We start from the raw sequence: 13754 nt of genomic DNA, 5'->3' as shown, positions 1-13754 counted from the left end.
TCGCTTTGACACAGCTTCAGAAAAAGTGTACCAACTTAGCGAGGAATATGCTGTAGTTCAGAAGGGTTTACATATCTCGATGAATTATGAAGTATGTGTTGAAAGTTTTGGCAATAAGGGATTAACTGGTCGGGTTGAAATTTGCCTAGTTGCATCCACTCACCCGGTAAAACTAAACGATTTTCGCATTCGAAACCAAAGTCATTTCCCGTTTCAGCCAGAGGAATTTGTAATATGTCAAGCAACTCAGGTTCTCGATCTTGAATTACCCGGATACTCTTTGGAACTCGACCATCATTAGGGTATAAATCATCGCAGATAGGCCGAAGCCATTGACCTGTTTCAATATCAATCCCTGCGATACAACGCTCAGTTAACTTTAGTGAGTTGGCAAGATAGACTATTTTCCTTAAAGATGACATATACTAATATTTCCCCATTTATCATTGAGGTATTCAGCTACTAACCGACGATGACAGTGATGAGGTTTTGCCTCGCTACACAGAAGGCAAGCACCATCAGCTAAATCTGGAGAGATTTTATTTTGAATTTGACGATCACTCATCAGATTTAGGAATTTTTTTTCATATACTGACCAATCTCCTTTATGTTTTTTGTATTCATCAAGGATAATCTTAGTTGGAGCCAAGTCTAAAATATGAATATAGTCAATACCATTGATGGTTTTTAGGAAATACTTCAAGTCTCTTGCTTTTGTGAATCCTGCCAACTGAGATATGTTATTTAAACGAGTATCAATAACTCGCTTAACACCAGCTTTTTCAAGATTCTCAAAGAACTGTTGTGCGCTCTTTTGAGTGAACCCGATTGTAAATAGTTTGATCTGATTCTTCATGGTGCTGCTCTCGTTTTTCTATGTAGGCAATCTCACTACCTCGAAGTTTATAAGCCTCTTGCAAACACTCTTCACGCGTTGGTAAACCATTCTGAACAAATATAGAAAGCTGAGCTTCCTGAGCCTCTGAGAAATTTGTAAAATTATGTTTGATTAACATTCTTTCTTCTAGTTGATCGTGAGACTCTAAATCGCCATTATTGAGAATATGATTAATAAGAATTTTAAGATGACGTAGTTGTTGGCAAACTAAGATTGCTCTGTGACAGGTTAGCGGATCTTTTTCGGCACACAGTAATGAAATTTTGTGTTTTTGCAATCCCTTTTGAACTCGCTTAACTCCTTCATGAAATAAATCAGTGTTGGCGATTTTTTCATACACTGCTTTCCCCTCAACATAGCAGTCTGGGTTGCTTGGCCTTGCCCCCAGTTCCCTACCGAGGAATACATATTTAATGCCATGATTATCGAGTATTTTTTGCAGAGCTTCTCGATTGTATTGTGGTAAGAATCGGCTATAGGGCTGTGAACGAACATCAGCAATAGCAGTCACCCCATGCTGTTGAAGTAGGGCAATAAAGCTATTCATGTCATGGTTAGAGTGGCCAATAGTGAACAATTCCATACTGCTCCCATGGGGCTAGCCAGCCATCTACCTTACTCTTGCTGCAATAAGTCCAATATACTGTGCAGCTCTTGAATTCGTACAGGCTAGGCTGTTAGGACTCTATGGCAGGGAACCTCAGGATGAACATTCTTCGACTTTGGCTTCGGCCTGGTGCAAGATGGCTCGTAATTGGTCTTTAGTGGTTGGCTCGACTTCTGTCCACAGGCCCCGGTGTTCAGCTTCTAACAATCGCTCAGCCATATCCCGTAAAACATGGGGGTTCTTGGCCTGGAGAAAATCTTGGACGGTTTGATCAAAAACATAGGCCTGGGCGACTCCGGCAAACATATGATTTGGGATGGCCTGGGTGGTGGCAGCATACCCAAAGAGAAAATCAACAGTGGCCGCCATTTCCGCCGCGCCTTTATAGCCATGACGCATCACACCCGCGATCCATTTCGGATTAATCACACGGGAGCGATAAACACGGGCCAGTTCTTCACTTAAGGCTCTAATTTGGGGATTCTCGCTTTGACCATGATCGCCAAAATAAACGCTTGGGGCCTGGTCGTTGAGGAGTTTAACGGCGGCGGTGAGTCCCCCTTGAAACTGGTAATAGTCATCGGAATCGAGAAGATCATGCTCGCGGTTGTCTTGGTTTTGGAGGACGATTTGCATTTGGGCGAGGCGATTTTGAAAGGCCTGGGGGGCCGGTTGGCTCTGGCCAGTTCCGGTATAGGCGGTGCTGCTCCAGTGGATATAGGCTTGGGCGAGGTCGGCGGTGGTGTCCCAGGCCTGGGGGTTGTCAATCAATCCTTGCAATCCGGCTCCATAGGCACCTGGGGGAGATCCAAAAATCCGTAACCTGGCCTGGGTTTGGGCGGTGTTTTGATCTTGACCTTGTTGGATGGCGGTGGTGATCTCGGTTTTGACAGTGGCAGCTAGGGGATTTTGTTCCGGCGGTTCATTCAGACTAGCGACTAAGTTCACGGCATCATCAAACAGTTGAATCAGGTTCGGAAAAGCATCCCGGAAAAAGCCGGAAATTCGTAAGGTGACATCTACTCGGGGCCGCCCTAAAAGAGACAGGGGAATCGCTTCAATATCCACAACCCGGCGACTTGGCCCATCCCAAACTGGCATTACGCCTAAGAGCGCAAGAGCTTCAGCAATGTCATCTCCCCCGGTGCGCATTGTGGCGGTTCCCCAAACGGAGAGGCCCAGAGTTTTCGGATAGTCGCCCTGTTCTTGGGTGTAGCGTTCAATCACGGCTTCGGCAGCTTTCCGGCCCAAATCCCAGGCCACTTCGGTCGGAATCGCTCTTAAATCAACAGCATAAAAATTGCGTCCTGTCGGTAATACATCGGGTCTGCCACGGGTGGGTGCGCCACTGGGGCCACTGGGAATATAGCTGCCATTGAGTCCCCGTAAGAGTTGGGTCAGTTCTTCATCGGTGCGGCGGAGGTTGGGGAGTAAACTCTCAGAAATCCAGGCCAAAACTTTGGTTGTTTCTATGCCTAAATTAGTTGGTCTATCTTGAGTCAAAAGCTGATCAATTAATAATAGAGCTTGGTGATCTAAATTTGCTGTCCAATCACCCACGGCGCGAAATTTTGGATCAGGACTGGGTTCAGTAGCGGGTGTTGTTAAGGGATCGCAATCAAAGCCTAAATCTAATGCTAAAGCACGGGTTAAACCAAGATGAATCCGATTAGGTGATCTCGCAATCGCCACAATTAAATCTCGGAGTTGAGTTTGGCCTGGGCATTCCCCTAAAATATGCAAGCCATCCCGAATTTGAGCATCCCGCAGTTCACATAAATAGCCATCAGTTTGATTCAACCAGGCCTGCCAATCCCCACTATCAGCCGGTGCAAGATGGGCTAAATCCTGATCTAAATGCAGGACTTTAATCAATTCATCAATGCGTTCTTTCAACAGGGGCAATCGGGGCGGATCGAGTTGTTCAGCTTCGTAATATTCATCCAAAACTTGGCTTAATTCATCCAACGGCCCATAGAGTCCGGCCTGGGTCATTGGGGGGGTGAGGTGATCAATAATCACGGCCTGGGAGCGGCGTTTGGACTGGCATCCTTCTCCAGGATCATTGACGATAAAGGGGTAAAAATTCGGTAAGGGCCCCAAGGCAATTTCGGGAAAACAATTTTGAGAGAGGGCCACGCTTTTACCGGGGAGCCATTCTAAATTCCCATGTTTCCCGATATGAATCACGGCATTGGCCTGGAATTGGTGACGGATCCAGAGATAGAAACTGAGGTAACTGGGCGTGGGTGGCAGGTCGGGATTGTGATAATTGGTATTTGGGTCTAAGTCATTGCCACGGGGCGGTTGGATGCTAATGAAAATATTGCCCAATTGCAGGCCTGGGATGGGAATATCGTTTTCTAGCTTAGGGTAATAGGTTGCTAATTTTTGTTGAATTGTTTCAGGTTGAGACTCCAGCCAAATTTGATAATCCTGAACCCTAAAACACTGATTAACAGGACGGTAGTAACTTTCAGGATCGTGAGTCATACCCTTAATTAACTGTTGAATTAACTCATCACCTGTATTAGGTAAGGGTTGATCGCCCAAGTCATATCCGGCGGCTTTGAGTTCATGGATAATTTTGACACAACTGGCTGGGGTGTCTAAACCTACGCCATTGGCAATTCGACCATCTTTGGCAGGATAATTAGCCAGAATTAAGGCAACTTTTTTATCGGCATTACTAATTCGTTTTAGGTTCACCCAATGGGCAGCTAAATCAGCAACAAATTCAATTCGACTCGGTTCCGACTGATAACCAATAATGGCCGTTTCTAACTCGTCATCATACAGATCCCCCGACTTAAATGAAATTGCCCGACTAATAATCCGGCCATCCACTTCCGGCAAGACCACATTCATCGCTAAATCACGGGGGCTTAAACCCAGGGTTGACTCTTGCCAAGTGCTAAGGCCACTGCCACTGAGAATCACCTGAATTACGGGGACATCCAAGGCTTGCCAAAATTCCAGGCCCCTTTCGGTATCTTGTTGAGCTAAATCGAGGCGGGCAATGGAAAAACTGGTGGTGTTGAGAATCAGATCAATTTTGCTATCAGGGGTTGGCGCGAGGAGTTTAAGCAGTTCGGCCTGGATCGTTTCATCTTGGAGGGATTGAGCATAAACCGGAATCGGCTGTAATCCTTTCTGACTCAGGGCCTGGCAGAGGGCGGTAATTGGGGCGGTGTTTCCGGCAAGATAATGGGCGCGATAAAACAAAATTCCCACTTTCGGGGCGGTGGCGGCTAATCGAATTGAACTTTCCCACTCAAACACGCCAACTCTGGCCACAGGTTTTGGTAACGCCGGAATTTGCGGGGTATCGAGACAGGTAAAACCAAGAAATAGCAAGGCCTGGGTCATATTTTCCACGCCACCTTCGAGAAAATACCGCCACAGTTGATCTACATCGTCTAGGGGTAAACTCGACAAGCTCATCAATTCCAAATCCGGGCGATCATCTCCAGGCAAGACAATTAATTTCGCGCCTGAATCCGCCACTGTAGTTTGTAAGACCTCTAAGCCATAGGCCCAATAGGCTCGCCCCCCTAAAAGCCGCAAGACAATCACCTGGGCCTGGGCCAGTACCGCTTCGGCATAATCATCAATGACAATTTGCTGTTGGAGATTTAAGTAATTCATCACCCGCACTGCCGGGAAATTTTCGGGTAAACGGGGCCTGGCCTGAGAAAGAACATGAATATCAGTATCAGCGGTTGTGAGGAAGAAAATTGGGGCCGGGGTTTGGCGAATAAAATTAACGGTTTCGCTGTTGCTATTAGTTACATTCTGATTAGTTAAGTTAATAATTCGATGCATTTATTTTTCCTAAGTTACAGAGCTAAATGAATTGGGCTTAATCCTTAAGGAATCTGGTGTGAATTGCCATCTGCTGATCTCCGACCGTTACAACAGAAATTAGATCAGGCTTGATCACCACAAAAATAATATTCAGGAAAAATACCGCCAAGGTGGGGTTCTGTTCATCTCGGTAATGGTGGATGGGGTGCGACTTCACTACTTTAACGGGTTATTCCAATCTCACCTGAAAATCCGCTTGCACTGAGCATGGTTGGCTGACTAACTTACATATCTTACTGATAGAGGAATAATCTGGTGTCACCGGATGCGGCCATAATCTTTTCGCAAACCTTGCCTGCGGGGAAGTATGGGCAATTTGCCGCCGTGCTTCTGGCTCAGACTCAAGGGCTAGGGGAGCGGGTTGTGATTCAAGATATGGGTGATCAGTTACCGGAACAGAATCTCATCGGATTGGCTAATGAGGATAGCTTCGGTGCAGAGTTTCCTGATTTAACGAACCCCGGCCTGGGGGGAACAGAATACTTTACGGCCATTTTGGCCCCAGATTTTACGGCTCTACTGACAGCCCAAGTAACTCCACTACCTGGCTTTTTGAGATTACAACTGACTTTTGCGCCGCAGCTAGTGCGGGAGTTTCTCCAGAGCTTACCCCGTCAATTCCAATGGCCAGAGTATCAATCTGGGGCATCCACTCCTGTACTGCAAGTAACTCAAACCATTTTGGCTGAACTCTTAAACCTCTGCGCCGCGGATCTATCGCCCCAAACTTCAATTTGCCAGCCCCAAGTTAATCTGGCGGTTCAACAACGGATGCAACGGGAACGCCTGATTCATCAAATCACGACCCAAATTCGCCAAAGCTTAGATTTACCTGCCACCCTCAACACCGCTGTCAGCCAAATTCGGGAATTTCTCCAGGCCGACCGGGTCTTAATTCTCCAGGCCATGGCCGAAAACCAAGGGGAAGTGACCTATGAAGCCCAGGGGGCCGAGACGAGGAGTTCCCTGTTAGGAGTTGGGGATATTCCTTGGGGGCCGGATCCGGTCAATTGGCAGCAGTTCCGGGATGGGGAGATTTTGGCACTGCCGGATATTACTGTTAATCACCAGCACAACGGGGCCTGGGTAGAGTTTTGGCAATCTTATCAGGTGCAATCCCTCCTTCTCGTTCCCATTGTGGTTCAGGGAAAAGTCTGGGGGGGATTAATGGCCCATGCCTGTCAACAACCACGGGTTTGGTATCCCCAAGAGCAGGAATTTTTGAATCATGTTTGCAATCACATTAGCATCGCCATTTATCAATCCCAGCTTTACAGTCAACTACAACAGCAGAAAATTACCCTGGAAGATCGAGTTGCCGAGCGCACCCAGGCCTTGCGCCAGTCCCTTTTAGCTGCCGAGTCGGCCCACCGAGTCAAGAGTGATTTTCTGGCCACCATTAGTCATGAACTCCGCAGTCCTCTGACCTGTGTGATTGGGATGTCGGCGACTCTTTTGCGCTGGCCCCTCGGCCCCTTGACGGAAAAACAACGGCAATACCTAGAAACTATCCACGCTAGCGGTACTCACCTACTGGAGTTAATTAACCGGATTTTGGAACTTTCCCAGGTCGAGGTGGGGCAGGCAGCCTTGCGGATTCAATCCTTTTCCTTGGGACAACTGGCCCGACAGGTGCGGCAACGGGTGCGGGCCTTGGCGATGGCAGCCCAACTGAATTTGAAACTAGAACTGGATATTCCCGCCCATCTAGATACCTTTACGGCTGACCCGCACCGACTCCAACAGGTCTTAATTCATCTACTGACCAACGCGATTAAATTTACCCCAGCCCAAGGGAGCGTGACTCTCCGGGTGGAGTGTGATGGCCAGGAGGCGCGCTTTGCGGTGTCTGATACCGGGATTGGGATTCCAAGTCATTTACAGCCCTTGCTGTTTCAGCTTTTTCAGCAGTTAGATACCCCCTATCGGCGGCGGCATGAGGGTATGGGCCTGGGATTAGCCTTTGTTCAACAAATTGTCGATCTCCACCAAGGCACGATTACGGTGCAATCCCGAGAAGATCATGGGTCAACGTTTTTTGTCTCGATCCCGCGCCAGGCCTGGGAATCTTCTCTGACTCCATCACCGATGTCGGCTCCAGAAGGTCGGATAATCTTAATTGAGGAACAGGAAGATACAGCGACTCTCATTTGTGAACTTTTGACGGCAGCAGGGTATCAAGTAATTTGGGTCACGGATCCGGTCATCGAACAACTATCCCACTTCCAACCCTGGCTGATTATTGTCTCCCAACACTTAGATCAATTTAACTTAAACCGATTGGTTGAGCATCTCCAGACCACCCCCAGCCCCCAATCCACAAAGGTGATTCTGCTGTGCGCCCCAAGTGCGTCCCCAACTCTACCGGAGACTAATTTTGAACCAGAACTGTCCCATCTCAGGGCTGATGCTTGCCTCCACTATCCCCTTGACCCGGCAGAATTGTTAACCCAAGTGACAGCTTTAATTCAACCGGAGAGAAAATCTCTGTTCACGGCTACTTCAGCCCCTTAGAAATACCAGGCCTGGGCTAAAGGTGTTACACTATTAAGTCTGTGGTTATTTCCCCTTGTGAGTGACTTATGAGCCGTGTCTGTCAACTAACCGGAAAAAAAGCTAACAATGCCTACGCTGTCTCCCACTCCCATCGCCGGACGAAGAAGCTGCAAGAGGTCAATCTGCAATGGAAACGGATTTGGTGGCCGGAAGGAAATCGGTGGGTACGGTTGCGGCTGTCAACTAAAGCCATTAAAACCCTCCAATTTAAGGGTCTGAGTACCTTTGCGAAGGAAGCTGGCCTAAATTTACACAAGCTCTAGGTTGATCGAGATTACGGATAGCGGGGCCTGGAGATTAGGGCATTTATCCCAGGGCTTTTTCGGTACTGATCAGCGTTTATAGCCTTTTCTTGGAGAGATGGCAGAGTGGTCGATTGCGGCAGACTTGAAATCTGTTGAAGGGTCACACCTTCCGGGAGTTCGAATCTCCCTCTCTCCGTTTGTATTTGTCTTAGATTTCCCCCAAAAGCCTATATAACAACGGGTTCAGGGCATTTTTAGCCGTTACTTAGCCTCAGTTTGTCTTATAAATAGCCTGCAAGCCAGGGGTAATCTCTCTTGAGTCTGACAACGTACCCCTATGGCACTCACAGGCCTGGCGCAACAATATTTTCGGAAACACTTTTGGGGTGTAGGATGTGGGGTGTTGCATCATCAAGAAATGATATGAGGAAGCAGTGGAATTTCCCAAAACTTGAGGTAATGAAGTAATAGGTTTATCGAGGCCGCTAAGACTGTGACATAGAGCTTCAATCCCTTTCCCTTCAACGGATCAGGATATCCTTTGGGCGAATAGGAGTCGATAAATTGGTGACCAGAATCCCCACAAAGATAGTTTTGCTTTGCGCCACGGTGGCCGTTCTGACTGACATGGGTAGATTGACAATCAAGACAGTTCATCTCTCCATGATGCAACGCCATTTCCATAGAACCAGGAGTTAGTGAGGGGGAGGGACAGTAGCATCGGTAACAGCGTACTTCGTGATTAATTCCTGCACACAACCACTAATTTTAAGTTCCCTCACAAAGGCCTGGAGATAGGCAATTCCATTTGGACGATTTTTTCCAGTCGCCATGGCCTGTTGAATCGTCATAAACGGCTGTGGCAGAATGCGTAAACCGCCATACCGCTTCATATCTGCCTCCAGTTGATTACGAATCCCAGCCCCAACAGGATGATTATTAGCCAACATATAGCTCGTTACCTCTGGAGAGGTTGGGGCTGGAATAATCCGGGCCTGTTTGATAGTGCGATTGAGGAAAAGATTATAGACGCTGTTTTTTCCCACCACAATTTCAATATCAGAACGATCCACATCACTCAGGTTTTGAATTGGTGAATCTAACCTGACAATATAAGACCCTTCAATGTGGACATAGGGGTCTGTGTAGTCCACACTTTTAGCCCGCCAAGGATCAACCCCAAAGAAGCCAATATCTGACTGATTGGTACTAACCCGTTCAAAAGAAATTGCCGCAGCTTGAACAACAACAAAATCTGCTGGGACTCCCAATTGCCAGGCCAGTAAATGGGCCATATCGACAGAGATACCATAGGGTCCAAAGTTCTCATCTTCCGTAACCAAGACATAATTTCCCGTATTAATCGCCACCCTCAATGTTCCACTTGGAGCTAATTCGCGCCGTGCTTCTGGGGGGGGGGCAGGAAATTTGGCTGATTGGCACGTCATGGGTTTCAGGGGAGGAACAGAATCAGCGTAGGCAACAGTTTCCCAAACGCCAAGGAGGAAAGCTATACCCAGGCCTGGGATCAGGAACAACGTATGAAACAGGGTCATCGGTAATTTTGGGGGACGATAATGTGTGTGATCAAACACTATTTTATACGTTCAAACAAAACAATCTGATCAACCCCTTGCTGTCCAGCCCAAATCCGATCTCCAACTCCGTTCATCTGGAGCGTTTGGACATTCTGCTTATTCCCCGGAAAAATAGTAAATGAATTCGTGACCGGATCAAACTGGTGAATTGAATTCGTCCCAAAATCAGAACTCCAAACCTTATCTTGGTTATCAACATAGGTGGAATAGCCCCGCGGCCCCAGGCCTGGAAGCTTATAGGAGTCCCAAATTTTGGAGACTGGGTTGAACCGCATTAAGGCCCCAGTCCCCCAAGTGGTAATCCAGATATTGCCTTGGGAATCTGACCAAATCCGCCGTGAGCCATTGGCAATCTTTTCTGGAATGGTAAACACCTCTGGGAGAAAGGTTGTTGTGTCAATCCGGGCAATGTAATTCCCTGCCAAACTGGTGTACCAAACATCTCCTTTCGGTGTCGCTGTCATCCCGTAGGGACCATAGCCCAAGGGAGCCGGAAAGATTTTAATGTCACCTGTGCGTGGATCTAAGCGACCATAATAGCCATTTTGGGCTGTAAACCAGAGAATTCCCTTACCATCAAACACGGGCGTATTCAGGTTACCGTAACCCATCGTGTGGGGGAATGGCGGCAGTTTATACTGCTTCACTTCATGGGTTTTCCGGTCAAAACGGACAATGGCATTGGCTTCATCACAAATCCAGAGATAGCCATCTGGGCCCATAATCACCCCGTGGGGATGGGAGCCACGCCCAAGGGGATATAACTTCACCTCCCCAGTGGCCGGAATAAGATGCCCAATCACCCCTGACCACTGCCCATTAAACCAAACGGAACCATCAGGGTCGGGGGCAACATCACGGGTTCCCATCCCCGGCACCGTTGGATAAATGGTCACTTTGTAACGGCTGGCATCATTGCCAATGGCAGCGGGGGCCGGAATAGCAGTGGTTTTATAGGTCGTTGCCGGAACTGGAGCCGCTAAAACCCCTTCTATGCTGGCAGGTAATACGAGGGCAAGGGCTAGAAGTACGGATCGAAATGAAAAAGCTTTGAGCATAGTAGATAGTGCAATGGATGTGCTGGAGTTGCGGATGGAAGAATAGACAGGCTAACGGCAGCCAAAGGCTTCTAGATCATAGGTAAATCCTTTCGACTGCGGATAAAGGCGATAATTTTCAAGAATTTTGACATTAAAGACATCAAAAACTTTCCCCGATTGATTCACTTGTAACGGGCCCCAAATGATTGGTTTGGTACTGTCAGGGACAAAGATTGGCGCGCCGGATTCAAAAATTGTGTCGTCAGAATAGCGAGCAATCAGTTGGGTTGGGTAGGCAGCATTATCAGTTGTAACTGGTGTGAGTTTGATGGTGACAGTAGAAACAGGCCGAGGGATTATAAAGTAAGTATTGCCATGGGAGCCAAAGCCCAGGTCGGGAGCAATTCTGACGCGGACTTTGTTGCCATCAGTGGGTGAAACTTGAGGGGGTAAAGGTTCGCAGGTTTCAGCCATTGCCCCGCGCGCAAACAGGATAGTCAAACAGATAAAAGCAAGGGTAAAGCTATGTTTCATGGAAATAATTGGGTTGCTGGTTGAGCATTGGCTTGATATTACAGTGCTAACTAAAGACTTGCAATTTGAAGACACAGTTCTTAAACTTATAATGTTACGCAGACTGTTATAAATAGATGGAAATCTTAAGATTATTGTCTTTAATCGAATTTTTGACGAGTTGCTATTAGGCTGGCAATGTGATGATCCCCTCCCTTGGGACAGGAAAGCCTCAGGGAAATGAGTAGGGGGCTTGGGCGAGGATCAACCTGATCTAGGAATACAAAGCCAAGTAACGGTTCTGATAACCCAGGCCTGGTTGGGCAAACCGCCATCGTAAAATTAGACTTAGGCCCAATTCCAGGATCTTATGAGTGGTTCCCAACTATCCGATGCCCAAATTCAACTGCAACGGGCTATGGCCCATCTGGACTTACCCACCGATACCCGAGAACGGTTGAAATACCCCAAAGCCGCGATTCGGGTAGCCATTCCGGTGCGGATGGATGATGGCTCATTGCAAATTTTTCAGGGCTATCGGGTGCGCTACGAGGACACGCGGGGGCCGGGCAAAGGCGGAGTCCGCTACCATCCCCATGTCACTGCCGATGAAGTGGAATCCCTAGCCTTTTGGATGACCTTTAAGTGTGCCGTGATGGATTTACCTTTTGGCGGGGCAAAGGGGGGGATCACGGTTAATCCGAAAGCCCTCTCGGTCATGGAATTAGAACGCCTCAGCCGCGGCTATATTGACGGAATTGCCGACTTTATTGGCCCGGACATGGATATTTTGGCTCCAGATGTTTATACCAATGCCATGATTATGGGCTGGATGATGGATCAATATAGCTTAATTCAACGGCGAATTAGTCGCGGCGTGGTCACGGGTAAACCGATTGCGATGGGGGGAAGTTTAGGCCGCAATTCTGCCACCGCCAAGGGAGCCTATACCGTAATCAATAATGTGTTACCCCGCTATGGCTATCAACCCCCAAACACGACTGTGGCGATTCAAGGCTTTGGCAATGCGGGGGGGATTTTAGCGGAACTGCTTTTTAGGTCGGGTTATCGGGTTGTGGCGGTGAGTGATTCCCAAGGCGGTATTTATGCCCCAGAGGGATTAGATATTCCCAGTGTTAAGCAATATAAGGAAACGACGCGGGGCCTGGAGGCGGTCTATTGTGCCGGAAGTGTCTGTCAGCGCGTGGACTATCAACGGATTACCAACGCCGAACTGCTGCAACTGCCCGTGGATGTGTTGGTTCCCGCCGCCCTGGAAAAACAAATTACCCAAGACAATGCTGCCCAAGTCCAGGCCAAGGTGATTTTTGAGGTGGCTAATGGCCCGATTACTGCCGCTGCCGATGCAATTTTGGCGCAAAAGGGAATTCCGGTTTTTCCCGATATTTTAGTCAATGCTGGGGGAGTCACTGTGAGCTATTTTGAGTGGGTCCAAAATCGGAGTGGCTGGTATTGGAGTGCAGCAGAAGTGGATCAAAAACTTCAAGAGCGGATGTTACGGGAAACGAATGAAATTTGGCACATTGCCCAGGCCAAAACCATCCCCTTCAGAACGGCCGCCTATGTTCATGCCCTGGGTCGAATTAGTGATGCCATCAAGGCCAGGGGAACTCGGGATGATTATCAGGGCCAACACTAACGCCTTCTTTAAGATATGTTCAGCTTAAAAACAACGATAGGGAATTGGATCCACCAGGCCAAGTTCTTGAAACGCCGCCAACCTTAACTGACAGGCATCACAAACCCCACAGGCCATGGGAACTTCACCATTGCCGCCATCGCTGTAACAAGACCAAGTTTTGACCCAAGGTACACCTAGCTGATTCCCTAATTCAATAATTTCGGTTTTATGGAGATTGATCAGCGGAGCTGTAATTGTAATCGGTTTACCTTCCCGGCCGGTTTTCGTCCCCAAGTTAAAGACCGTTTGCATGGCCGCGACATAATCCGGGCGACAGTCGGGATAGCCAGAATAATCCAAGGCATTGACACCGATATACACCCGCTGGGCCGCCAGGGCTTCGGCATAACTGAGGGCAAAACTGAGGAAAATCGTATTGCGGGCTGGCACATAGGTGACGGGGATGCCTTGGCTGATGGCGGCTAAATCCCGTGACCCTGGCACATCAATTTGCTCATCCGTTAAGGCAGATCCCCCCCAGGCCCGGAGATTGAAGGTGACAACTTGATGGGCAACCACACCCGCAGCTTGGGCAATGGCCTGGGCAGAGTTGAGTTCCGTCCGATGCCGCTGACCATAATCAAAGGACAGGGCATAACAATCTAGACCATCGGCCTGGGCCTGGTACAACACTGTCGAAGAATCTAAACCACCAGAGAGCAAAACAACGGCCTTCATGCGTTACCCCAAAGTCTCTCCGCCTGCTCCATGGCCAATCCTCAAAAATG

13 protein-coding genes and 1 tRNA gene are annotated in these 13754 nt (G+C 48.2%); 4 read left to right on the top strand and 10 right to left on the bottom strand.

Annotated elements, in window-relative coordinates:
- Positions 1-35 precede the first annotated feature (35 nt).
- The 5 genes from RIF25_RS17325 to RIF25_RS12560 all read right to left on the bottom strand — a co-directional run bounded on the left by RIF25_RS17325 (position 36) and on the right by RIF25_RS12560 (position 5529).
- Positions 36-422, bottom strand: a complete 387-nt coding sequence (locus tag RIF25_RS17325; protein ID WP_407682406.1) for a dual OB domain-containing protein — start codon at positions 420-422, stop codon at positions 36-38.
- The gene (locus tag RIF25_RS12575; protein ID WP_322878884.1) at positions 410-856 is read right to left on the bottom strand and encodes a DUF488 domain-containing protein; all 447 of its coding nucleotides are present in this window, start codon (positions 854-856) and stop codon (positions 410-412) included. The genes RIF25_RS17325 and RIF25_RS12575 overlap by 13 nt, the downstream gene beginning before the upstream one ends.
- Positions 792-1481: a DUF488 domain-containing protein gene (locus RIF25_RS12570; RefSeq protein ID WP_322878883.1), complete on the bottom strand. Its 690-nt coding sequence runs from the start codon at positions 1479-1481 to the stop codon at positions 792-794. The genes RIF25_RS12575 and RIF25_RS12570 overlap by 65 nt, the downstream gene beginning before the upstream one ends.
- Before the next feature lie 117 nt (positions 1482-1598).
- Positions 1599-5330, bottom strand: coding sequence for a cobaltochelatase subunit CobN (gene cobN, locus RIF25_RS12565; RefSeq protein WP_322878882.1), 3732 nt, complete (start codon positions 5328-5330; stop codon positions 1599-1601).
- A 37-nt stretch (positions 5331-5367) separates the two neighbouring features.
- Positions 5368-5529: a hypothetical protein gene (locus tag RIF25_RS12560; protein WP_322878881.1), complete on the bottom strand. Its 162-nt coding sequence runs from the start codon at positions 5527-5529 to the stop codon at positions 5368-5370.
- A gap of 98 nt (positions 5530-5627) precedes the next feature.
- On the opposite strand from RIF25_RS12560, the gene RIF25_RS12555 reads away from it, so the two are divergent.
- From RIF25_RS12555 to RIF25_RS12545, 3 genes are all read left to right on the top strand, one after another.
- Positions 5628-7886: an ATP-binding protein gene (locus tag RIF25_RS12555; RefSeq protein ID WP_322878880.1), complete on the top strand. Its 2259-nt coding sequence runs from the start codon at positions 5628-5630 to the stop codon at positions 7884-7886.
- Positions 7887-7954: 68 nt separating this feature from the next.
- Positions 7955-8191 (top strand): 50S ribosomal protein L28, encoded by a 237-nt coding sequence (gene rpmB / locus RIF25_RS12550; protein WP_322878879.1) that lies wholly within the window; start codon positions 7955-7957, stop codon positions 8189-8191.
- A 91-nt stretch (positions 8192-8282) separates the two neighbouring features.
- Positions 8283-8369, top strand: a tRNA-Ser gene (locus tag RIF25_RS12545).
- A 215-nt stretch (positions 8370-8584) separates the two neighbouring features.
- Here the strand turns inward: RIF25_RS12545 and RIF25_RS17495 are convergent.
- The 4 genes from RIF25_RS17495 to RIF25_RS12530 are packed head-to-tail and all read right to left on the bottom strand — an operon-like array spanning position 8585 to position 11345.
- Positions 8585-8830: an IS1/IS1595 family N-terminal zinc-binding domain-containing protein gene (locus RIF25_RS17495; protein WP_456154079.1), complete on the bottom strand. Its 246-nt coding sequence runs from the start codon at positions 8828-8830 to the stop codon at positions 8585-8587.
- A 38-nt stretch (positions 8831-8868) separates the two neighbouring features.
- The gene (locus RIF25_RS12540) at positions 8869-9768 is read right to left on the bottom strand and encodes an ABC transporter substrate-binding protein (RefSeq protein ID WP_322878878.1); all 900 of its coding nucleotides are present in this window, start codon (positions 9766-9768) and stop codon (positions 8869-8871) included.
- Positions 9768-10829, bottom strand: coding sequence for a Vgb family protein (locus tag RIF25_RS12535; protein ID WP_322878877.1), 1062 nt, complete (start codon positions 10827-10829; stop codon positions 9768-9770). Before RIF25_RS12535 ends, RIF25_RS12540 begins: the two co-directional genes overlap by 1 nt.
- A 51-nt stretch (positions 10830-10880) precedes the next feature.
- Positions 10881-11345: a hypothetical protein gene (locus RIF25_RS12530; protein ID WP_322878876.1), complete on the bottom strand. Its 465-nt coding sequence runs from the start codon at positions 11343-11345 to the stop codon at positions 10881-10883.
- A 349-nt stretch (positions 11346-11694) separates the two neighbouring features.
- On the opposite strand from RIF25_RS12530, the gene RIF25_RS12525 reads away from it, so the two are divergent.
- Complete coding sequence (locus RIF25_RS12525; protein ID WP_322878875.1) at positions 11695-12984, top strand: Glu/Leu/Phe/Val family dehydrogenase; 1290 nt, start codon at positions 11695-11697, stop codon at positions 12982-12984.
- 24 nt (positions 12985-13008) lie between these two features.
- On the opposite strand, the gene queC is transcribed toward RIF25_RS12525, so the two are convergent.
- Positions 13009-13704 (bottom strand): 7-cyano-7-deazaguanine synthase QueC, encoded by a 696-nt coding sequence (gene queC / locus RIF25_RS12520; protein WP_322878874.1) that lies wholly within the window; start codon positions 13702-13704, stop codon positions 13009-13011.
- Positions 13705-13754 lie beyond the last annotated feature (50 nt).

It is taken from the genome of Pseudocalidococcus azoricus BACA0444 (assembly GCF_031729055.1).
Classification (GTDB): domain Bacteria; phylum Cyanobacteriota; class Cyanobacteriia; order Thermosynechococcales; family Thermosynechococcaceae; genus Pseudocalidococcus; species Pseudocalidococcus azoricus.
Note: the sequence above shows the minus strand (reverse complement) of the source record. Positions and strands in the feature narration are given on the sequence as shown.

Coding starts and splice junctions, on each gene's coding strand:
- RIF25_RS17325 (WP_407682406.1), bottom strand. CDS start 422: ATGTCATCTTTAAGGAAAATAGTCTATCTTGCCAACTCACTAAAGTTA.
- RIF25_RS12530 (WP_322878876.1), bottom strand. CDS start 11,345: ATGAAACATAGCTTTACCCTTGCTTTTATCTGTTTGACTATCCTGTTT.
- queC (WP_322878874.1), bottom strand. CDS start 13,704: ATGAAGGCCGTTGTTTTGCTCTCTGGTGGTTTAGATTCTTCGACAGTG.
- cobN (WP_322878882.1), bottom strand. CDS start 5,330: ATGCATCGAATTATTAACTTAACTAATCAGAATGTAACTAATAGCAAC.
- RIF25_RS12525 (WP_322878875.1), top strand. CDS start 11,695: ATGAGTGGTTCCCAACTATCCGATGCCCAAATTCAACTGCAACGGGCT.
- RIF25_RS12575 (WP_322878884.1), bottom strand. CDS start 856: ATGAAGAATCAGATCAAACTATTTACAATCGGGTTCACTCAAAAGAGC.
- RIF25_RS17495 (WP_456154079.1), bottom strand. CDS start 8,830: ATGAACTGTCTTGATTGTCAATCTACCCATGTCAGTCAGAACGGCCAC.
- RIF25_RS12535 (WP_322878877.1), bottom strand. CDS start 10,829: ATGCTCAAAGCTTTTTCATTTCGATCCGTACTTCTAGCCCTTGCCCTC.
- RIF25_RS12570 (WP_322878883.1), bottom strand. CDS start 1,481: ATGGAATTGTTCACTATTGGCCACTCTAACCATGACATGAATAGCTTT.
- rpmB (WP_322878879.1), top strand. CDS start 7,955: ATGAGCCGTGTCTGTCAACTAACCGGAAAAAAAGCTAACAATGCCTAC.